Source organism: Xanthobacter sp. DMC12, from assembly GCF_056314105.1.
Genome location: NZ_JBQUYZ010000003.1, coordinates 203,338 through 224,846, shown reverse-complemented (window position 1 = coordinate 224,846; position 21,509 = coordinate 203,338). Strand labels below are relative to the sequence as shown.

The following is a 21,509-nucleotide window of genomic DNA, read 5'->3' as shown; positions in this document are numbered from 1 at the left end:
GGTGGCCCGGGTACCGTAACGGCGGGCGTGGCGAGAGCCTCAGGGCTGCCTGGCCGGCAGGGCGATCAGGCGCGTGAGGGCCTGGTCATCGGCGAGGGCGGCCGCCTTCTCCTTCGTCGAGAGCAGCGCCAGCGCCTCCTCGCGGGAGCCGGCATCCTCGATCCTGGCGCGTGCGACGAGGCGATCGGGCCGAACGTCACCGGGCAGGCGCTTGCCCTGCGCGGGCAGGGCGTTGCGATGGAAGGCGAGAAGATCGGCATCGTCGGCAAGGCGCGCCACGGCTTCCGCCGGGCCATCGGTCCCGGCGAGCGCGGCACGCAGGTCCGTGGCCGCGCGCAGCACCGGCGGCGGCTGCTGCGCCTCCGGAGTTTCCAGAAGTCCGCCGGGCCGCCGCGGCCGGCTGGTCCACACCGCGAGCGGTACAGCGGCGAGAAGCCCGAGGATCACCGGCGACATCCACGCCATCAGCGGCCACGCGATGGCGGCGGTCGCGGCCGCGAAGCCGAGGCCGAGGAGCGTATGGGGCCAGAAGTGCCGCAACGCCTCGCCCCAGCCGAGACTGCCGTCGTCGCGCCGCTGCGGAGTCCAGCCGCCGTCCCGTCCCATGAGAATGCTCACCACGGCGAACGACTGGGACACCATGGTCACCGGCGCCATGAGGCCGGAGAGCAGGATTTCGCCCATCATGCCGAGGAAGGTCCGACCGGCGCCGCCGAAGCCGCGTCGTGCCGCGCCGTCGCCGAGCATCAGGGCGAAGGCGATGAATTTCGGCAGAAGCAGCACCGCCATGGTGCCCCCGAACACCCAGGCCGCGCGCACCGGGTCCTGCGCCGGCCAGACGGGGAACAGGGCGAAGCCGGAGGGGAAATAGTCCGGCGGCACGAAGCGCGCCTGGAGCGATGTGAGAAGGCCCGCGAGCAGCATCAGCAGCCACAGCGGCGCCGAGACGTAGGATCCGATGCCGGTGAGAAGATGGATGCGGCTGGCAAAGCTGAGCCCCCGCACCGGCAGCACGGCCGCGTGCTGCAGATTGCCCTGGCACCAGCGGCGGTCGCGCACGGCGAGATCGGTGAGGGAGGGCGGGCCCTCCTCATAGCTGCCGGGCAGGCCCGCCACCATGTGGACACCCCAGCCCGCGCGCACCAGCAGCGCCGCCTCCACGAAATCGTGGCTCAGGATATGCCCGCCGAATGGCTTGCGGCCCTTGAGATGCGGCAGGCCCGCCGCGCCGGCGAAGGCGCGGGTGCGGATGATGGCGTTGTGGCCCCAATAATTGCTCTGCGGCCCATGCCACCAGGCAAGGCCGTGGGCGATGAGCGGGCCAAAGAGGCGCCCGGCGAACTGCTGGAGCCGCGCGAACAGCGTGCGCCCGCCAACGATCACCGGCAGCGTCTGGATCAGCCCGGCGTCGGGGGTGCGTTCCAGCGCGTCGGCGAGGCGGACGATGCAATCGCCGGTCATCACGCTGTCGGCGTCGAGGATGAGCATGGCCTCGTAGGCGGCGCCGAAGCGCGTGACCCAGTCCGCGATATTGCCCGCCTTGCGATCCGTGTTCTGCGCGCGGCGGCGATAGAAGAAGCGCCCGCCGGTGCGGTGGCGCAAGGCCAGGAAGGCGGCCTCCTCGGCCACCCAGACATCCGCATCGGTGGTGTCGCTGAGGATGAAGACATCGAACAGGTCGGCCCGCCTGGTCGCCTCCAGCGAGCGCCATGTGGCCTCCAGCCCGGCGAACACGCGGTGCGGCTCCTCATTGTAGCAGGGCATGAGGAGGGCGGTGCGGATCGCCGGGGAGGGTAGGGGCGCGTCGGGATCGATGCCAAGCGCCTTGCGGCCCGAGAGGAGGCTGATGGCGCCGCCGAGCGCATTGGTGAAGGCAAGGGCGATCCACGCGAACAGGACGACGAACAGCACCAACACAACGCATTCCAGCGCGGTGAGGCCGCCCACGTCGAGCACCTTGTACATCTCGAAGGCGGCTAGTCCCGTCAGCGCAATGGCGCCGCCGAACACGAAGGCACGGCGGGCAACGAGGGACGCGCCAAGCCGCGTGCCGGAACCGACCTGCTCCGGCCTGCGGCGAAAATCCTGCGCCGGCATGGCGAGCGGCGCTTCCGGGGGAAGGGCGCCCTCCGGCGCCTGGCGCACATCCGGTCGGGTGTCCGTCAGGGCGTCCATCGGTAGAGCCAGGTTTCCGTGAGGGGCACGTCGCCCTTCATGAGACGCGCCCTCAGTTCCGACAGACCCGCGCCCTTCGGCTCGAAGGCGAAGGACAGGCGCGCCCCGGATACTTCGGGATTGGGCTGGAGCACCACATCGCGCGCCTCGCCGGCGCTGGCGGAGACGTCCACGCGCACACCGTCCAACGCCAGCCCCGCCATGGGACCGTCCACGAGATCGATGACGAACAGCCGCCGCTCGTCGCTTCCGCCCGCGCGGAAGCCGCCCACGCGACCGAGGCCGGGCGGGGTCGGCATGTCCCAGGTCCAGTGCAGGCGATAGGTGTAATTGTATTCGCTGCCCTTGCGCAGGGTGTCCTTGGGACGCCAGAAGGCGACGATATTGTCGTGGACCTCCTGGGGGGTGGGGATTTCCACCAGATGCACGGCGCCTTCGCCCCAGTCGCCGATGGGCTCCACCCACACGCTCGGCCGCTTCTCGTAGCGCGCTTCCAGATCCTGGTAGTCGAAGAAGGAGCGCTGGCGCTGCATCAGGCCGAAGCCACGCACGTTCGAGCCGGAGAACACGCTGATCTGCAGGCGCCCGGGATTGGCGAGGGGGCGCCAGAGCTGCTCGCCCGTGCCGTCGGTGATGGCAAGCCCCTCCGCATCGCGGACGGCGGGCCGGAAATCGTCGAAGCCGGCATGGTCGGCGGGCCCGAACAGGAACATGCTGGTGAGCGGCGCGATGCCCGCTTCCGTCAGGTCCGCGCGGGGGTAGAGGGCCATTTCCACCGTCATCACGGTGGCGTCGCCGGGGCGGATCGTGAAGCGGTGGGCCGCGGTGGCGCTCGGGCTGTCGAGCAGCGCGTGAACGACGATGGAAGGCACGTCCGGCCGCGGCTGCTCCACATAGAAGGCCTTGAACACCGGGAATTCCTCGCCCGAGGCCGAAGCCGTCTTCACCGCGAGCCCGCGGGCGGAGGTGCCGTAGCGCTGCCCCTTGGCGACGGCGCGGAAATAGCTGGCGCCCTGGAAGACCGCGATCTCGTCGAGATAATCGGGCCGGTTGAGCGGGCCATGCAGGCGAAAGCCGGAGAAGCCCAGATCGGCACCCGGATCGGGCGCCTTCAGCCCATGCTCGAAGCGGAATAGCCCGGGATCGTAGGCGATGCGCCGGGCGCGTCCCTCGGCCACCACGAAGACATCCACCTGATCGCGGAACAGGAAGCCCCGGTGGAGGAGCTGCATCTCGAACGGCAGGCGCTGGCCGCGCCACACCGAGCGGTCGGCATTGAAGCGGATGTTGCGGTAGTCGTCATAGCTGAGCTTGTCGAGCGGGGCGGGCAGGGACTGGTTGCCCTGCTTGTAAGGCTTCGCCGCGAGCTGGCGCGCCATGTTGCGCACCGTGTCGGCATCGAAGCGCTCGCCCTCCTGGGCCTGCGCCGGATGCGCCACGGCGGCCTGAAGCGCCGAAAGCGCGGCCGCGCCCAGCATGAATGACCTGCGGTCGAGCAATACGTCCCCTCCGCCCGGATGTTCGGACATGCCTCGGCGGCATCAGGAGAGGAAGCCGCGAAGGCGGTTCCGGGTTCCCCGGCGAGAGCGCGACATTGGGTCTCGCGCTCGGTTCGGCCGCCGCGCGGCCCGCTTCTCGCTGGAAGAGACCGGGTCACTGCCCTTGCGAGGGGCCTTGCGCGGCGGCGTCGGCGAGGGTGCGGATGCCCGGCCGGTAGGCCTTTCCCGTGGGGCCGGTGGGGAGCGCGGCCACCACATGGATGGCGTCCGGCACCTTGAACCGCTCGATGCGCGCCGCGCACCATGCGCGGAGGTCCTCGGCAGAGGCCGAACTTCCCGCCCTCAGCACCACCGCCGCGTGGAGCGCCTCGCCGAGGCGCGGGTCGGGCACGCCGGCGGCGAGGGCCTGGGCGACGGCGGGATGGGCGCACAGCACCGTCTCGATCTCGGCCGGCGCGATCTTGTTGCCGCCGCGCGAGACGATCTCCTTGATGCGGCCGACGATCTCCACCGAGCCATCCGCGCGCCGCCGCGCCACGTCGCCGGTGCGGAAATAGCCGTCGCGGAAGGCAGCCTGCGTCAGGTCCGGATTGTCGAGATAGCCGAGCATGCCGAAGGGGGTGCGGATGAGCAGCTCGCCCGCCGCGTCCGGCCCCGTTCCCGTGGCGCCGGCCGCAGGATCGTCCGAGATGAGACAGGCGATGCCCTGCGTTGGGCGGCCGATCGAGCCGCGCCCGCTCACCGCCTCAGCCGGTGTCAGGCAGAAGTCGCAGGAACCCGTCTCGGTGAGGCCATAGAGATCGAACACGCCCGCATCCGGCAGCTGCGCCGCGATGGCCCCGGCGAGATGCGTCCCCAGCCCTTCGCCGCCGGTCAGGATGGCCCGCAGGCGCGGTGCCGCCACCTCGCCTTCGCCGAACAAGGTGCGCAGCATGGAGGGGACGGTGGCGAGGACCGTGGCCTCGGGAAGGCGCGCCTTGAGGCCGGCGGGAGAGAACTTGCCCACCAGTTCGAGCCGCGCGCCGGTCTTCAGGGAGAGCAGGGCCACCCACAGGCCGAAGATGAAGATGAGCTGGAGCGGCAGCACCACCCTGTCGCCGGGGCCGAGGGCGAGCAGGGCCTGAAGCGCGTCGAGCTTGCCCGCGAAGCGGTCGTGGCCCAGCACCACGCCCTTGGGCTTGCCGGTGGAGCCGGAGGTGAAGACGATGAGCGCGGCGCCATGGAGCAGGGGCCGGGCCGACGGGGCAACCTCTGCGAGGCGCGACACGGCGCCATCGCAGACGAGGAACCGGGCGCCGGTCTGCTCGAGGATGGCGGCGCGGGTCATCTCCGCCGCGCCGGCATGGAGCGGCACCGCGACGCCGCCCGCCTGCCAGACGGCAAAGAAAGCCGCGAGGTCGGCTGCGCGATTGGCAACGCGGACCACCACCGGCTCGTCGGCGCCGAGCCCTTCCGCCCGCAGGCGTGCGGCGAGGCTGGCGGCTTCCGTTCGGAGGATGTCGGCGTTGTGCGTCGCGCCGCTGTCCTCGGCCACGGTGCCGGCCGCGTCATCCAGGATGCGGCAGAGCGCGCCCATCACGGCCCCCTCAGCCTTCGCGCGCCGGGAAGCGCGCATCGCGCCAGGCGATGGCGGCGCGCAGCCCTTCGCGGCGGGCGACGTCGAAGAAGGCGATCTTGTCGGCCGAGCCCGCGCCCTCGATGGAAAGATCGATCTCCAGCGCGCTTTCCAGCGCCTGCAACATGCCCTGCGTCTCCAATGCGCGGTTGAGGGCGCGCTTGGTCTCCTTCACGAGGCCGGGGTCGATGGCGCCGATGTGCCGGGCCACCCGCATCGCCTCGGCCTCCAGCCGGTCGGCGGAAACGACGCGGTTGATCATTCCGATCTCGGCCGCGCGCTGTGCGCTCACCCGGTCCTCGCCGAGCAGGATGATCTCCTTGGCGATCTTCGGCCCGACGATCCACGGCAGCAGCATCACCACGATGCCGGCACCGAACTTCAGCTCCGGCTCGCCGAAGAAGGCGTCGTCGGATGCGATGGTCATGTCGCAGGCGAGGGCCAGTTCGCAGGCGCCGGCGAGGCAGGCGCCGCGCACCATGGCGATGGTGGGCTTCGGGCAATGCCAGAAGCGCATCACCGTGTCGAAATCCTTGCGCAGCACGGGCCGCCACGCATCGACGCCCACCGGGCGCGCCTCCATCTGCGCCTTGAGATCGAAGCCGGAGGAGAAGGCATTCCCGGCGCCGCGCACGATCACGGTCTTCACGTCCGCATCCGCCTCGGCGCGGTCCATGGCGGCGTTGATCTCACCCAGCATCTCCTGGTCCAGCGCATTGGTGCGCTCGGGCCGGTTGAGGGTGAGCAGGGCGATGCCGTCGCGGGTTTCGTAAGCGATCTTGGTGAAGGTCATGGAAGCCTCGTGGAGAGGGGTCAGCGGCGGCCGCCGGCCATGCTCGCCGCCTCGGGCCGCAGGCGCAGGCGCAGCATGGCGAGGACGCCGAGGAAGGGGCCGATGGCGAGGATGAGGAAGGCGAAACGCCAGCCAAAGGCGTCCACCGCATAGGGCAGGAGGTGGATGCTCACCAGGGTGATGAGGAAGCCGACGCAGGTCTGCACCGTCAGCATGGTGCCGATGAGGCTGCGGTCGGACAGTTCGGTCACGGCGGCGGAGAATTGCGCGGAATCGGAGATCACCGTCACGCCCCACACCAGCGCCAGCGGCAGCACCAGCCAGATCGAGGCGCCGAACAGGAAGCCGATGCCCGCCGCGCACAGGCCGCTCACCGCCATGGAGAGGGCCGTGACGAAGGTGCGCCCGAGCCGGTCGGCCGCGAAGCCGCCGCCCAGCGCGCCCACGGCGCCGATGGCGACCACGCAGAAGGTGGCGAGGCGCGGGTCGAGGGGCGGGGCATCGCCATAGCGGGCGGCGAAGCTGGCGGCGAAGAAGGCGCCGATCCACGCCCACATGGCGTACAGTTCCCACATGTGGCCGAAATAGCCGAGATTGGCGAGCCGCAGCGCCGGCCGCCGGACCGCATCGAGGGCATTGGAGAGCCGAAGCGGCGGCGCCTTCGCATGGTTGGGGCCGATTTTGGCGAAGCGGATGAGGAGGGCGGCCACCAGCGCGCTCACCGCCGCGCCCGCCACCGGCGCGCGCCAATCCAGCCCGCCCACCGCCGCCATGGCATGGGGCGAGGCCGAGCCCAGGGTGAGGGCCGCCACCAGCATGCCGATGAGCAGGCCGAGATCGCCCTTAGCCCAGGTGGCGGCGAGCTTCATGCCCACGGGATAGACGCCCGCCATGCACATGCCGGTGAGAAACCGAAGCAGCGGCACCGCCGGATGGGTGGGCTCGAACAGGAGGATGGCGCCGTTCGCCAGCGCCGCCACGAGGGCGGAGACGGAGAACAGCGTCCGCAGGTCCGCGCGGTCGGCGAGGGAGAGCAAGGCGCTCAGAAGGGTGCCGGCGACGAAGCCCGCCTGCACGGAACTGGTGAGCAAGGCCTCCTGAAAGGGCGACAGGCTCCACTGCGCCCGGATCGCCCCCAGAGAGGCGGTGGTGGCGAACCAGGTCGCCATCGCCGCCACTTCCGCGACCACGAGGATCGCGAGGGAAAAGGCCTTGCCGTCCGTGCGGGCGGTTGTCGCCGGCGCCGTCACCTCAGCCGGCCTTCTTCAGCATGGGGCAGGCCTCGGGCGACATGGGCCGGAAGGCCTCGTCGCCGGGGATGGTCGCCACCAGCTTCAGATAGTCGTAAGGGCCCTTGGACTCCTCGGGCGTCTTCACCTGCCACAGGTACATGTCGTGGATGGTGCGGCCGTCTGCGCGGATGTGGCCCTTGCCGAACAGGGGATCGTCGGTGGGCATGGCCTTCATCTGCGCCACGACGGCGGCGCCGTCATGGGCCTTCGCCTTGTCCATGGCGGCGATGGCCTTCATCCAGTGCAGCGTGGCGGCATAGGTGCCGGCCTGGTTCATGGTCGGCATGCGGCCGTTGTTGCGCGCCCCGAACGCCTTGCCGAAGGCGCGGGTGCCGTCGTTCAGGTCCCAGTAGAAGGCGTTGGTGAGCATGAGGCCCTGCGCCGTCTTCAGGCCCAGCGAGTGGATGTCGGACAGGAAGATGAGAAGGCTGACGAGCTTCTGCTTCTGCGACAGGCCGAACTCCGCCGCCTGCTTCACCGAATTGATGGTGTCGCCGCCGGAATTGGCCAGCGCCACCACCTTCGCGCCCGAGCCCTGCGCCTGCAGGATGAAGGAGGAGAAGTCGGAACTCTGGAACGGCGCCAGCGCGCGGCCCATGACCTTGCCGCCGTTGGCCTTCACCACCTCGGCCGCATCGCGCTCCAGCGCATGGCCGAAGGCGTAGTCGGCCGTGAGGAAGTACCAGGAATCGCCGCCCTGCTTGATCATGGCGCGGGCGGTGCCGTTGGCGAGCGCCCAGGTGTCGTAGGTCCAGTGGACGGTGTTGGGCGTGCAGGCCTTGGCGGTGAGGTCGGACGTGCCGGCGCTCGCCACCAGGAAGACCTTGTTCTTGTCGCGGCTGATGTCGGCGACGGCGAGGGCCACCGAGGAGGTCGGCACGTCGACGATGGCGTCCACCTTGTCGAGGTCATACCAGCGCCGCGCGATGGAGGAGCCGATGTCCGCCTTGTTCTGGTGATCGGCGGAGACCACCTCGACCTTGAAACCGTGCTTTTCCGGATTGAAGTCCGCCACCGCCATCTGCGCGGCGGTTACGGAGCCGGGGCCGGCGATGTCGGAATAAAGGCTCGACTGATCGTTCATGACGCCGATGCGGAAGGTCGGTAGGTCTTGGGCCGAAGCCCTCTGGGCGGTCGTGATCGGGACGGCGACGGCGCACGACAGCACGGTCGCCGCAACGAGGGCAGCGCGCATTTCTTCTCTCCCGGCGTTTCCAGTGTCTTCTTTTTGCCGCGGCATCTCCGTCCGCGATCTGTAGAACCAAAGGCTCATTTGAAGATTTGTCAAACGAATAATTTTTGGTTGATTTGACGCCGCCGATCTGAGACCAAGGGACGACCAAGGCGTCCCGGAACGGATCAGATGGAACCGACCTACGGCCAGATCGTCACCACCAGCGCGGCGAGCCAGATCGCCGATCAGCTCCAGCAGGCCATCATGGACGGCCGGCTGAAGGTGGATGAACGTCTGCCCACCGAGGAGGAACTGGCCGCCCAGTTCGGCGTCTCGCGCCCCACCGTACGCGAGGCCCTGAAGCGGCTGGCGGCGCGCCATCTCATCCGCTCCCGGCGCGGCCCGACCGGGGGCACCTTCGTGACCGGCCCCTCGCCGGAAGAGCTGGCCACCAGCCTGGGCACCTCCGTGACCCTTCTCGTCGCCACCGGCGGCGTCTCGCTCGAGGAAATGGCGACCGCGCGGCTGGAGATGGAGGCGGTCTGCTGCCGCCTCGCCGCGCTCAACCGCACGGAAGCCCACCTTGCGGCGCTGGAGGCGGAGATCGCCCTGCAGCGCACCGCGAGCCTTTCGGATCAGGATTTTTGCGCCTCCGACGTGCGCTTCCACCGCACCATCGTGGACGCGGCGGGCAATGCTCTGCTGCGCTTCCTCATGAACGCGGTGGTGGAAGCGCTCATGCCGGTGAGCAACATGATCATCTTCCGCGTCCGCGACCGGAAGGAGATCGTCGCCCATCACGAGACCCTGCTTGCGGCCCTGCGCGACCGCGATGGCGAGGCGGCGGTGGCCGCCCTCGGCGGGCTCGTGCGCTACATCCGCGCCCAGTACGAGAAGGCCGAAGAGGCCCGCAAGGCCGCAAGGCCCTGAGCACGCCGCCTGCGCGGTCCACGCACATCACAGGGAAACGTCCAATGAGCACCGAGACCTTCCGCGCCCTCATGGCGCGCAAGACCGACGCCGGGCAGGCCATCGCTATCGAGACCATCACCGAGGCTGATCTCCCGGCCGGCGACGTGACGGTGGATGTCGAATATTCCTCCTTCAACTACAAGGACGGTCTCGCGCTGAAGGGCATGAGCCGCATCCTGCGCGCCCTGCCCATGGTGCCGGGCATCGACTTCGCCGGCACGGTGCGGGCCAGCGACAACCCCGGCTTCGCGCCGGGCGACAAGGTGGTGCTGACCGGCTGGGGCGTCGGCGAGAACTGGTCCGGCGGCTTCGCCGAGCGGGCCAAGGTGAAGGGCGAGTGGCTGGTGAAGCTGCCCGAAAGCCTCACCCCGCGCCAGGCCATGGCCATCGGCACCGCCGGCCTCACCGCCATGCTGTGCGTGGATGCGCTGGAGCGCTACGGCATTGCGGCGGGGGGTGATGTGCTGGTGACGGGCGCGGCGGGCGGCGTGGGCAGCGTCGCGGTGCGCCTGCTTTCGCGCCTCGGCTACAAGGCGAGCGCGCTCACCGGCCGCCCGGCCGAGGCGGACTTCCTGAAGAGCCTCGGCGCCACCGACATCGTGGACCGCGCCACCTATGCGGCAGCGGGCAAGCCGTTGGCCGGCGAGCGCTGGCACGGTGCGGTGGACACCGTGGGCGGCACCATCCTCGCCAACGTGCTCGCCGCGACCCGCTACGGCGGCGCTGTTGCAGCCTGCGGCCTCGCGGCGGCCACCGACCTGCCGACCACCGTCTTCCCCTTCATCCTGCGCAACGTCGCGCTGCTGGGCGTCGATTCAGTGAATTGCCCGACCCCGCGCCGCCTCGCGGCGTGGACCCGCCTGGGGGAACTCCTCACCGAGGCCGATTTCGATCTCGTCACCCGCGAGGTCGCGCTGGAGGACCTGCCGCAGGTGGCGGACGACATCATCGCCGGCGGCGTGCGCGGGCGCACGGTGGTGCGCATCTGAGCGGGCAAAGCGGGCGCGCCGCCGCGACGCGCCCGCATTGAGCCCGAGGGTCCCCTGCACTAGGGTCAGGTCTCCTGAATCGTCCGCCGCAGGGGGCTTGCGACGTGAATCTCGCCGGTATCGATCTGACGTTGTCCGCCAAGCTGTTCGCGGCGCTGTTCGCCATCATGAACCCGCTGACGATCATCCCGGTGTTCCTGAGCCTGACGGCGGACCGCTCCCCGGCCGAGCGGCGCAGCACCATGCTGGTGCTGAACGCGACGGTGGCGCTGGGCTGCCTCGTCTGCGCGCTGGGCGGACGCTTCGTGCTGGGCATGTTCGGCATCGACGTCACCCACTTCCAGCTGGCGGGCGGGCTCATCGTGCTGCTTCTCGCGCTCTCCATGCTCAGCGGCGAGGAGCACAGCGCGCATGCCGGCACGGAGGCGGAAAAGAAGACCTTCAGCTCGGCCTCCAGCATGGGCGTCTACCCGCTGGGCATTCCGCTTTCCATCGGCCCGGGCACGATGACGACCATCATCATCTTCTCGGGCTCCAGCGCCACTGCGGGCGGCGCGGCGGGGTTCTATCTCGGGCTCATCGGCTATGTGGTGTTCTTCGGCATTGCGATGGCCGTGGCGCCGGCCCTCTCCTCCATCCTCTCGCCGACCGCGCTGAGCATCTCCAAGCGCCTGATGGGCATCGTGCTGGCGGCCATCGCTATGGAGATGCTGAGCGACGCGCTCGGCCACCTCTTCCCCGCCTGGGTCGCGCACGCGGGCTGAGGCAGCGCGCTCAGAAGCTCGGCGGGGTGCAGGCGCTGATGACCTCGCAGGGGTTGGGGCCGATGCAGCGGAAGCGATGCGGGCGGCGGCTCTCGAAATAATAGGCGTCGCCGGGGCCTAGGATGCGCCGCACATCGTCGACCGTCACCTCCAGCCGCCCGGACAGGACGATGCCGCCTTCCTCGCCCTCGTGGACGAGCGGGACGACGCCGGTGTCCGCCCCCGGCTGGTAGCATTCCTTCAGAATCTGCAGCTTGCGGCCGAACAGCCGCTCTCCCACCTGGCGATAGGAGATGGCGCCCTTGCCGATCTCGGTGAGTTCCTCGGCGGCATAGAACGTCTGCTTCGGCGCCTCCGGCTCGAACGCGAAGAACTCCGCGAGGCCGATGGGGATGCCCTCCAGAATCCGCTTCAGGGCGCCGACCGAGGGGTTGGACGTGTTGGACTCGATCAGCGAGATGGTCGAGTTGGTCACGCCTGTCCGCTTGGCCAGCTCGCGCTGGGAAATGCCGTGCAGCAGCCGCAACTGGCGCAGCCGGTCCCCGATGTCCATGGCGGAAGCCCCTGTTGCACGTGTTGCGAATATCGAAATTACTGCCATTCGTGGTGAGGATTTTCAATGACATAGTGGCGTTCAGAAAACGACTTGTTCAGCCTCTGCAATTGGCCGATGGGAGGGCAGCCAAGAGGAGAACGGCATGACCCTTCACGTCCGGTCCAACCAGCCCAGTCTCGACAATTTCTGGATGCCGTTCACCGCCAATCGCCAGTTCAAGGCCGCCCCCCGGCTCCTGGCTGGTGCGAAGGGCATGTATTACACCGACATCGACGGCAACACGGTTCTGGACGGCACCTCCGGGCTCTGGTGCGTCAATGCCGGCCATGGCCGCACCGAGATCACGGAGGCCGTCGCGCGCCAGCTGGGCGAGCTCGATTTCGCGCCCACCTTCCAGATGGGCCACCCCGTTGTTTTCCAGTTCGCCGAAAAGCTCGCCGCCATTGCGCCGGGCGGGAAAGACGGCGGTCTTGACCGGGTGTTCTTCACCGGGTCAGGTTCTGAATCGGTGGATACGGCTTTGAAGATCGCCATCGCCTATCAGCGGGCGATCGGGCAGGGCACCCGCACCCGCGTCATTGGCCGGGAGAAGGGCTATCATGGCGTCGGGTTCGGCGGCATCTCGGTGGGCGGCCTCGTCAACAACCGACGAGTTTTCCCGCAGATCCCCGCCGACCATATGCGCCATACGCTCGACACCGAGCGCAACGCCTTTTCCAAGGGGCTGCCGGCCCATGGCATCGAACTGGCCGAGGATCTGGAGCGGCTGGTCGCGCTGCATGGCGCCGAGACCATCGCCGCTGTCATCGTGGAGCCCATGGCCGGCTCGGCCGGCGTCATCCTGCCGCCGAAGGGCTATCTGGAGCGCCTGCGGGCCATTGCCGACAAGTACGGCATCCTGCTGATCTTCGATGAGGTCATCACCGGATTCGGCCGCCTCGGCACGCCGTTCGCGACCGACTATTTCGGCGTCACGCCCGATCTCGTCACCACTGCGAAGGGCCTCACCAACGGTGCCATCCCCATGGGCGCCGTCTTCGCCTCGCGCAAGGTTCACGATGGCCTCATGACCGGCCCGGAGAACCAGATCGAGCTGTTCCACGGCTACACCTATTCCGGCCATCCGGTGGCCTGCGCGGCCGGTCTCGCGACGCTGGGCATCTATGCCGAGGAGGGGCTTCTGACCCGCGGGGCGGCGCTTGCCGAATACTGGCAGGAGGCCCTGCACGGCCTCAAGGGGCTGCCGCACGTGGCGGATATCCGCAACCTCGGCCTCGTCGGCGCCATCGAGCTTCGCTCGCGCGACGGCGCACCGGGCGCACGGGCCTATGACGTCTTCGTCGAGTGCTTCCGCAAGGGGCTCCTCATCCGCGTCACCGGCGACATCATCGCCCTGTCGCCGCCCCTGATCATCGAGAAGGAGCAGATCGACACTCTCGTCTCGATGATCGCCGACACGCTGAAAACCACCGCTTGATGCTGGAAGGCCGCCGCCGCAAAACCCTTGCGGCGGCTGGTCCGGTCAAACGGCCTTCAGCGTCTCCGCCAGGGTGGTGAGAAGGCGGTCTGCATCCGCCGCCGAGAAGACAAGCGGCGGGCGGATCTTCAGCGTGTTGGCGTGATATCCGGTCGCCGAGATCAGCACCCGGCGCTGGCGCAGCCCATCCACCACGGCGAGGGCTGTGGCGGAATCCGGCTCCTTGGTGGCGCGGTCCTTCACGAACTCGACGCCGATATAGAGCCCCGCCCCCCTGATATCGCCGATCCGCTCGTCGGAGCTGGCGATCTCCCGGATGCCATCCTGGATCATCCGTCCGATGCGGGCGGCATTCTCCTGCAACCCTTCCGACTTCAGCACATCGAAGGTCGCCCGCGCGGCGGCGATGGCGACCGTGTTGCCGCCGAAGGTGTTGAAATAACGCATCTCATTGCCGAAGCGCTCGATGACGTGGGGTGCCACCGCCACGGCGGCGACGGGGAAGCCGTTGCCCATGGGCTTGCCCATGGTGACGATATCCGGCTGAAGGCCGTGGCGCTGGAAGCCCCAGAGCCGGTCGCCGGAGCGGCCGAAGCCGGCCTGCACCTCGTCGGCGATCACCACGCCGCCTGCCGCCCGCACCACCTCGGCGATGGGGCCGAGAATGTCGGTGGGATCGGCATAGATGCCGTCGGACGAGAACAGGGAATCGGCGATGAAGGCGGCCAGCCCCTCGCCCCGCCGCTCCAGTTCCTCGATCTCGTATTTCAACTGGCGGATGAGCGTCGCCGCGATCTCCGCAGGGGCCATGCGGTAGGAATCCGGCCCCGGAATCCGCCGCACCCATTCACCCAGCGGCGACTTCTTCCCGAGCGAGGGCGACAGGCCGGCGGTGAGAAAGGAATTGCCGGTATAGGCCTCGGACGTGATGACGATGCCCTTGCGCCCGGTGTGGTGCATGGCGATCCGCAGCGCGAGGTCGTTGGCCTCGGACCCGGTGCAGGTGAACATGATGTGGCGGATGGGATCGCCGAAGGTCGGGACGATCTCTTCCGCGAAGTCCAGAATCCCGTCCTGCAGATAGCGCGTGTGGGTACACAGCGTCTGCATCTGCTCATGCACCGCCTCGACCACGCGCGGGTGGCAGTGGCCCACGGACACGACATTGTTGTAGGCGTCGAGATATTCGTTGCCGGCGCTATCCCACAGGCGGGTGCCCTTGGCGCGGCTGATCTCCACCGGGTGGGCGTACATGAGGCGGTAGGCCGGCCCGAGCAGTGCCTGCCGGCGCACGATCCTGTCCTGCGTCGCGGGATCGAGGGCGGAGAGGGTGGACGGATCGAAGCCATTCACCATCCCGACGTTGATCTTGCGTTCCTTCACCTCGGTCATGACGAAACGCCTCCTTCACAGGGCGGACTGAAAGCGGGGACGGACGGCGAGGAAGGTCTCGCTGACTTCCTCGACGGAGCCGCTGAGGAAATGGTCGAGCTGCGACCAGCTCTGGTGCGTGTTGCGCAGGATGTAGGTCGCATTGTCGGGAAACTGTTCCGCCCGCCAGGTGGTGATGAGGGCGCGGGCGATGACGCGGGCCATGACCATGTGGGGCAGAAGCAGCAGTTCGTCCTGCGTCAGGTCGGCGACGCTGAGGTAGCCGCGCAGAAGATCGCGCCCGGCATCGAACATGGCATCCGATCCCACCGGGCTGAGCTGGTTGAGAAGGGCGGTGGACAGGTCGATGACGATGGCGGTGCGCACCACGTCGCCGAAATCGATGATGCCGGAGATGAAGTGCGGCCGCGCGCGATCCACCACCACGTTGGAGCGGCTGAAATCATTGTGCAGCACCTGTGTGCGGCAGGCCGCGAGCCGGCCTTGCAGCGCGCGAAAGCGATCGAGCCCGCGTTCGAGCTGGCGGCGGCGGTCCCTGTCCGCGATGCGCTCCATGAGGAAGGCGAGCTTGGGCAGGTGCTGCACGTCCCAGGCGATCTCGCGGGTGTCATGAGGGTGGGAGAAGCGGGCCATGGCCAGCCGCAGGCGGGCGAGGCTCGCCCCCAGCTTCTCGCGCTCCTCGCCCGTCGCCTCGATCCGGTCGAGCGGCGTGCCGTCGAGATAGGTCAGCACCCGCACGAGCCGCACCTGCCCATGGCTGTCCTCGTGGGAGAGGAAGGCCTCGCCCGCCGCCGTCCGCACCACCCGGGGCACCGGCAGCAGGGGATCCGCCTTCGCCACGTGGTCCAGCAGTTCGGCCTGGAGCGAGATCTCGCGCGGGTCTTCGTCGGGATTGGAGAATTTGGCGATGTGACGGCCCTGCGCACCGCTGACCAGGAAGGTGTCGTCCTTCTCCGTGTCGAGCCGCGTCAAAGTCCCGGACAGGCTGAAATGACGGGTGAGCACCGCGACCGCTTCGTCCGGCGGAATGGAGCGGAAGGCGGTGGCCAGCCCTCCGGCCATGAGGAGGGAGGTGGATGCGGGGACAGGCGGGGTCGGCATTCGGTGTCTTTTCCTCGGGACAGGAGGGCGCGCGGCCGCATCGGCAGGGCGATGTCAGACCTTGGCGATCACGCGCTTCCTTCGGCCGGGAGCGGCAGGTTCCGCATCGGGCGACGTGCGTTCCGGGGCCTCGGCGCGGGCGGCTTCCCGATTGGGCGCGCCCTCGGTGAGATAGGCGAGGGTCATGTCGATGATGGTCGCCCGGTGCTGCTCCAGAAAATCCGGGCGCATCAGGTCGCGGTCAAAGATCATCGACAGGGTGAAGCGGTTGGAGATGTAGAAATAGCCCATCGCCGAGATGGAGATGTAAAGATCAATGGCGTCCACGCCCGGCCGGAACACGCCCTTGCGCTCGCCCTCCCGCAGGATGGCGTCCACAGTGCCGGCGAGGCGGCTGTAGAGCTGGCGGATGATCGGCGACTTGGCCACGTGGCGCCCGCGATGGATGTTCTCCGAGTTCATCATCACGATGACCTCGGGTTCCTCGATGAAGGTCTGGAAGGTCGCGTCACACAGGCGGCGGATGGCCGCCACGGGCTCGAGGCCGGTGAGGGGGATTTCCTCCTGCCGGCGGCGCATGGCCTCGTAGGTGCGCTCCAGCACCTTCACATACAGCTCTTCCTTGGAGGTGAAGTGATGATAGAGCAGGTTCTTGCTGATCTTGGCGCGGGCGATGATGGCATCCACCCGGGCGCCATCGTACCCCCGCCGGGCAAACTCCATCTGCGCAGCCGCGAGGATCTTGTCCTGCGTGCCGATGGAATCACGCTTGCGGGGTTTCTCGCTCACAACCGATACGTCCTTTTCGACCATGATCCCATGAGGATGCGCGGCACCGCTTCCGTCAACCGCAAACTGTGGCGCCAGGGCGCGGTGCGACGAAGGGCTCGCACCGTTCCAGGCTGATGCGCGTCGTCTCGGCGGCATCGCGGGTCCACCAGTCGAGCTTCGAGAAGATTTCGATCTCGAACGGGCCGTCATATTCAAGCGCGTCCAGGAGACGGCGATAGAAGGCGATGTCGATCACGCCGTCGCCCACCATGCCCCGGTCCTGATAGACATCGCGCGTCGGCACCAGCCAGTCGCACAGATGGAAGGTGAGGATGCGCGCCGCTCCCGCCGCCTTCAGGCCCGCCGCGAAGTCCGGGTCCCACCAGCAATGGTACACGTCGGCCACGATGCCGGTGCCCGCGCCCATGGCCTCGACCAGATCGAGGCAGTGGCGGAAGGTGTTGAGGCAGGAGCGGTCGGCCGCGAACATGGGATGCAGCGGTTCGAGACCGAGGGCGACGCCCGCCGCCCGGGCATGGGGCAGAAGCTCGGCCAGCGCATCCGCCACCCGGTTGCGGGCGGCGCCGATGTCCTTCTCGCCGGTGGCGAGGCCGCCGGGCACCACGACGAGGCAGGCCGCGCCCAGATCGTGCGCGGCGTCGAGCCGCCGGCGGTTCTCGTCGATGGCTGCCGCACGGGCGAGAGGATCGGCGAGGTTCACCCACGCGGTCGTGCACAGGCACGGCACGAACAGGCCCGCGTCGCGGATCATCCGCCCGGCCGCAGCCGACGCGATGCCATCCAGATACTGGTTCCAGACGCCGATGCCGCGCGCGCCATGGCGGGCGTAGGTGTCCACCGCCTCGGCGAGAGAGAGGGCGGGCGTGGTGATCTGGTTGATGGCAAAGCGGGAGAAATCGCCGGGCACAATGCTCATGATCCGTTCCCCGCCATGGCACTGCGCAGCGCCGCCGTCGCGTGGGCATCGACGGCGCCGTTCACCACCAGCACGCCGAAGCCGTCGCGGGCATAGGCGGGGCTGATCTTGCCGTCCAGCACATCCTCCAGCACGGCTTCCGGCGGGCGCGTCAGCGGATCGCCATAGCCGCCGCCGCCTGCCTGCTCGTGGCGGATGACTGTTCCCTTGCTCACGTTGCGGGTGACCTTGCTCGCCAGAAGCTCGAAATTCCCGGCCTCGGAGAGGAGGTTGCGCGAAAGCGCGCCTGGCTTGCCGCCGAACAGGCCATAGGGCGCATGGGCATAGCGGTCCGCGCGCAGCTGCATCACCGCCTCGTCGGCGAGAAGGCGATACTGGCGGACGACGCCAAGGCCGCCCCGCGTCCTGCCGGCGCCGCAGGAATCGTCGCGCAGGGCGTATTCCTCGATCATGAGCGGGTAGGTCGCCTCCATGATCTCCACCGGCATGTTCGACATGTTCTGCGAGGGGTTCGTCACCGCGTCGATGCCGTCCCGCGTCGCCCGCGCGCCGAGGGCGCCGTTGATCATGTCCACCACGATGAAGGGCTCGCGCGTCTCGGTGTCATAGCCGCCGAGGCAGACCACCGTGTTGCCGCCTTCGCCGGCCGCGCACACCCGCTCGGGCACGATGGCGGCGAGGGCGCCGAGCACCGTGTCCACCACCCGGTAGCCGGTCAGGGCGCGGGCGGCGACGGGGGCGGGGAATTCGGGATTGAGCACGCTGCCCTTGGGCGCGCTCACATCGACGCAGCGATAGAGCCCGGCATTGTTCGGCACATCGGGGTCCAGCACGCAGCGCACGGCGAGGTAGGTGGCCGACTTGACGAAGGAGAGCGTGGAATTGATCGCCCCCTTCACCTGCGGCGCCGAGCCTTCGAAATCCACGCCAATGTGGTCGCCCTTGACCGTGATGGTGACGTGGATCGGAATCTCGCTCTCGTCGAAACCGTCGCCGTCAATGTAATCGGTGAAGGCATAGGTGCCGTCTGGCCATGTGGCGAAGGCCTTGCGCACGAGGCGCTCGCCATAATCGAGGAATTCGGCGAGGAATTTTTCCACCAGCGGAATGCCGTATTTCTCGGTGAGGCGCAGGAACTCGCGCTCGCCAAGGGCACAGGTGGCAAGCTGCGCCTCAAGGTCGCCGATGACCAGATCGGGCAGGCGCACGTTCTTCGCGATGATGTCGAACAGGGTCTTGTTGCGCACGCCCTTGTCGAACAGCTTCAGGGGGGGAATGCGCAGGCCTTCCTGGAAGATCTCGGTGGAATCCGAGGCGTTCGAGCCCGGCACCCGGCCGCCCACGTCGCAATGGTGGCAGATCACCACGGCATAGCCGATGTGCTGCGCGCCATCGAAGATGGGCTTGAACATGAAGATGTCCGGCAGGTGCATTCCGCCGTCATAGGGGTCGTTGAGGATGATGACGTCGCCGGGGTTGAGGTCGTCCCCATAGTGGCGCTGGATCGCCTCCATGGCGTCCGGCACGGCGCCGAGATGCAGCGCCACCGTCTTGGCCTGGGCGAGGATGCGCCCCTGCGCGTCGCACATGGTGGCTGAATAATCGAGCACGTCGCGCACGATGGGCGAGCGGGCGGTGCGCATGACCGTGTAGGCCATGTCGTCCACGATGGATTCAAACGCGCTCTTGAGCACCGCGAAGGTGACGGGATCGATGGTCTTTTCGGTCTGGTCGAGCATGGCGCGATCCCGTCAGGCGAGGGTGATCAGGAGATTGGCGTGGGCGTCGGCCTCGGCGGTGGCGCCGGGGGGCACCACGACGGTGCTGTCCGCCCCCTCGATGACGGCGGGGCCGACGACGCGCGCCGGGCAGCGGGTGCGCACATAGACCGGCGTCTCGATGTGGCCCTGCTCCGCGCCGTAATAGACCTTGCGGATGCTCTCCGGCGCGCTCGAACCTTCGCCACGGGCATGGGCGGCGCGGAAGTCGATCTTGCCGGGCCGGAGGCCGCGGCCGATCACGCGGAGGCTCACCACCTCGATGGTGTCGGAGGAGGAGTAGCTGTAGATGGCCTCATAGGCCGCCTTGAACGCCGCGTGCAGCGCGTCCCGGTCCGCCAGATAGGGCACGGAGAGCGACATTTCCTGACCGCGGAAGCGCATGTCCACCTCGCGGGTCACGCTCATCAGGTGCTCGGCCACGTCCTCGCCGGCAAGGGCGGCGCGGGCATCGGCTTCCAGCGCGGCGAAGGCCGTCTCTGCCTCGGACGGCTGGAAATCGGCGAGCTTCACCGCGAAGGGGCGGATGAAATAGCGCTCCACATCGCCCGCCAGCATGCCCATGGCGGTGAACACGCCGGGCGAGGCCGGGACCAGCACGCGGGGCATGGAGAGGAGGCGGGCGATGTCCGCCGCATGCACCGGGCCGGAGCCTCCGATGGCGACCAAAGTGAAGTCGCGCGGATCGACGCCGCGCTCCACCGTCACCGCGCGGATGGCGCGGGCCATATTGGCGTTCACCACGTCGCGCACGCCGCAGGCGGCATCCTCCGGCGTCAGGCCGAACGGGTCGGCGAGGTCGCGGGCGATGGCGGCGCGGGCCGCTTCCACCGAGAGCGCGCGGGAGCCGCCGGCGAGCTGGGCGGGCAGGTATCCGAGCAGAAGATTGGCGTCAGTCACCGTGGGGCGCGAGCCGCCGATGCCGTAGCAGGCGGGACCCGGGTCGGCACCGGCCGAGACCGGGCCGACGCGCATCAGCCCGCCCTGGTCCACATAGGCGATGGAGCCGGCGCCCGAGCCCACCTCGGCCACGTCCACCGTGGGCACGCTCATCATGTATCCGCCGGCCTTGATGAAGCGGCTGGGCGTGGAGATGCCGGCGCGGAACTCGTATTCGCTCACTCGCGTCAGCTCGCCGTTCTGGACGAGCGAGGCGGAGGCGGTGGTGCCGCCCATGTCGAATACCACGAGATCCTTGATATCCAACGCTTCGCCGAGGCGCGAGCCGCCCACCACGCCGGCGGCCCGGCCGGAGGAGATGAAGAAGACCGGCTTTTCCCGGGCCGTGCCGGAGGAGGCGAGGGCGCCGTTGGAATTGCAGACGAGGAGCGGCGCGTCGATGCCGGCATCGGCAAGGCCGCGCTCCAGCCGGGTAAGATAGGCTTCGAGCACCGGCCGCACATAAGCGTTCACCACGGTGGTGCTGGTGCGCTCGTATTCCTTGGCCTCGGGCAGCACCGAGATGGAGCTTGTGACGCGCACCTGCGGGAAATGCCCGGCGATCAGGGTCGCGGCGCGCTGCTCGTGCGCGGGATTGCGATAGCTGTTGAGGAAGCAGACGGCGAAGGACGTGATGCCCGCATCCACCAGCTCCTGCGCGGCTTCCAGCACCGCCGCCTCGTCCAGCGGCACGAGGATGGTGCCATCGGCGGCGATGCGCTCGGCCACTTCCTTGCGGTAGCGGCGGGCGACGAGCGGAACCGGCTTTTCCCACTGGAGGTCGAACATGGACGGCGTGCGCAGCCGGCCGATCTCCAGCACGTCGCGAAAACCCTTGGTGGTGATGAGGCCGGTGGGCGCTCCCACCTTCTGCAGCAAAGTGTTGGAGCCGACGGTGGTGCCGTGCACCACCTCCGCCACGTCGCCTGGCGTCAGCCGGGCATCGGCGATGATCGCGGCGACGCCCTCCAGAACCGCTTCCTCGGGTGCCGCGGGGGTCGAGGCGACCTTGCGATGGAACACCGCGCCGCGTCCATCCGCGAGCACGAGATCCGTGAAGGTGCCGCCAATATCGACGCCGATGCGCGCGCCGGTCGCGGCGCGCTCCAGGCCGGTGAGTGTCCCCACGACATATCTCCTGAGTTATTGGACTGAATGGTTAGTTAGGATCGATATCCCCGTCAAGACATGAACTGCACAAACCATTTGCTGCGACTGGTGCATAAATCCTCTTGCATGACGTATTGGACCATATAGTCTCATTTCGATGCCGAAGAGGGGATCG

17 protein-coding genes are annotated in these 21,509 nt (G+C 68.6%); 4 read left to right on the top strand and 13 right to left on the bottom strand.

Annotation, left to right across the window (positions count from 1 at the left end):
• Positions 1–39: 39 nt before the first annotated feature.
• From mdoH to ACT535_RS14140, 6 genes are all read right to left on the bottom strand, one after another.
• Positions 40–2,175 (bottom strand): glucans biosynthesis glucosyltransferase MdoH, encoded by a 2,136-nt coding sequence (mdoH, locus tag ACT535_RS14165; RefSeq protein ID WP_476364879.1) that lies wholly within the window; start codon positions 2,173–2,175, stop codon positions 40–42.
• Positions 2,163–3,653 carry a glucan biosynthesis protein G gene (locus ACT535_RS14160; protein ID WP_476364878.1) on the bottom strand — a complete coding sequence of 497 codons (1,491 nt, stop codon included), beginning with the start codon at positions 3,651–3,653 and terminating at the stop codon, positions 2,163–2,165. The genes mdoH and ACT535_RS14160 overlap by 13 nt, the downstream gene beginning before the upstream one ends.
• 175 nt (positions 3,654–3,828) lie before the next feature.
• Entirely contained in the window at positions 3,829–5,250 is a 1,422-nt protein-coding gene (locus ACT535_RS14155; protein WP_476364877.1) for a class I adenylate-forming enzyme family protein, read from the bottom strand.
• 10 nt (positions 5,251–5,260) lie between these two features.
• A complete protein-coding gene (locus tag ACT535_RS14150) occupies positions 5,261–6,082 on the bottom strand; it encodes an enoyl-CoA hydratase/isomerase family protein (RefSeq protein ID WP_476364876.1) in 822 nt (273 codons plus the stop codon).
• 20 nt (positions 6,083–6,102) lie between these two features.
• Positions 6,103–7,332 carry an MFS transporter gene (locus ACT535_RS14145; RefSeq protein WP_476364875.1) on the bottom strand — a complete coding sequence of 410 codons (1,230 nt, stop codon included), beginning with the start codon at positions 7,330–7,332 and terminating at the stop codon, positions 6,103–6,105.
• A gap of 1 nt (position 7,333) precedes the next feature.
• Entirely contained in the window at positions 7,334–8,569 is a 1,236-nt protein-coding gene (locus tag ACT535_RS14140; RefSeq protein ID WP_168458988.1) for an ABC transporter substrate-binding protein, read from the bottom strand.
• A 168-nt stretch (positions 8,570–8,737) separates the two neighbouring features.
• Here ACT535_RS14140 and ACT535_RS14135 point away from each other — a divergent pair, with 168 nt between their 5' ends.
• From ACT535_RS14135 to ACT535_RS14125, 3 genes are all read left to right on the top strand, one after another.
• Positions 8,738–9,478, top strand: a complete 741-nt coding sequence (locus tag ACT535_RS14135) for a FadR/GntR family transcriptional regulator (RefSeq protein ID WP_476328062.1) — start codon at positions 8,738–8,740, stop codon at positions 9,476–9,478.
• Positions 9,479–9,522: 44 nt separating this feature from the next.
• Positions 9,523–10,509 (top strand): acrylyl-CoA reductase (NADPH), encoded by a 987-nt coding sequence (acuI, locus tag ACT535_RS14130; protein ID WP_476364874.1) that lies wholly within the window; start codon positions 9,523–9,525, stop codon positions 10,507–10,509.
• A gap of 104 nt (positions 10,510–10,613) precedes the next feature.
• Positions 10,614–11,273: a MarC family protein gene (locus tag ACT535_RS14125; protein ID WP_210254496.1), complete on the top strand. Its 660-nt coding sequence runs from the start codon at positions 10,614–10,616 to the stop codon at positions 11,271–11,273.
• A gap of 10 nt (positions 11,274–11,283) precedes the next feature.
• Here the strand turns inward: ACT535_RS14125 and ACT535_RS14120 are convergent, their stop codons facing one another.
• Positions 11,284–11,874 carry a cupin domain-containing protein gene (locus tag ACT535_RS14120; protein ID WP_476364873.1) on the bottom strand — a complete coding sequence of 197 codons (591 nt, stop codon included), beginning with the start codon at positions 11,872–11,874 and terminating at the stop codon, positions 11,284–11,286.
• A gap of 97 nt (positions 11,875–11,971) precedes the next feature.
• Here ACT535_RS14120 and aptA point away from each other — a divergent pair, with 97 nt between their 5' ends.
• Positions 11,972–13,306, top strand: coding sequence for an omega-aminotransferase AptA (aptA, locus tag ACT535_RS14115; RefSeq protein ID WP_476364872.1), 1,335 nt, complete (start codon positions 11,972–11,974; stop codon positions 13,304–13,306).
• A 45-nt stretch (positions 13,307–13,351) separates the two neighbouring features.
• Here the strand turns inward: aptA and ACT535_RS14110 are convergent, their stop codons facing one another.
• The 6 genes from ACT535_RS14110 to ACT535_RS14085 are packed head-to-tail and all read right to left on the bottom strand — an operon-like array spanning position 13,352 to position 21,352.
• A complete protein-coding gene (locus tag ACT535_RS14110) occupies positions 13,352–14,698 on the bottom strand; it encodes an aspartate aminotransferase family protein (protein ID WP_476364871.1) in 1,347 nt (448 codons plus the stop codon).
• Between the two features lie 15 nt (positions 14,699–14,713).
• The gene (locus tag ACT535_RS14105; protein ID WP_476364870.1) at positions 14,714–15,799 is read right to left on the bottom strand and encodes a phosphotransferase; all 1,086 of its coding nucleotides are present in this window, start codon (positions 15,797–15,799) and stop codon (positions 14,714–14,716) included.
• A 54-nt stretch (positions 15,800–15,853) separates the two neighbouring features.
• A complete protein-coding gene (locus tag ACT535_RS14100) occupies positions 15,854–16,588 on the bottom strand; it encodes a TetR family transcriptional regulator (protein ID WP_476328050.1) in 735 nt (244 codons plus the stop codon).
• Positions 16,589–16,643: 55 nt separating this feature from the next.
• A complete protein-coding gene (locus ACT535_RS14095) occupies positions 16,644–17,507 on the bottom strand; it encodes a sugar phosphate isomerase/epimerase family protein (RefSeq protein WP_476364869.1) in 864 nt (287 codons plus the stop codon).
• Positions 17,504–19,246, bottom strand: coding sequence for a hydantoinase B/oxoprolinase family protein (locus ACT535_RS14090; protein ID WP_476364868.1), 1,743 nt, complete (start codon positions 19,244–19,246; stop codon positions 17,504–17,506). The genes ACT535_RS14095 and ACT535_RS14090 overlap by 4 nt, the downstream gene beginning before the upstream one ends.
• Positions 19,247–19,258: 12 nt before the next feature.
• Positions 19,259–21,352: a hydantoinase/oxoprolinase family protein gene (locus ACT535_RS14085; protein WP_476364867.1), complete on the bottom strand. Its 2,094-nt coding sequence runs from the start codon at positions 21,350–21,352 to the stop codon at positions 19,259–19,261.
• Positions 21,353–21,509: the final 157 nt, after the last annotated feature.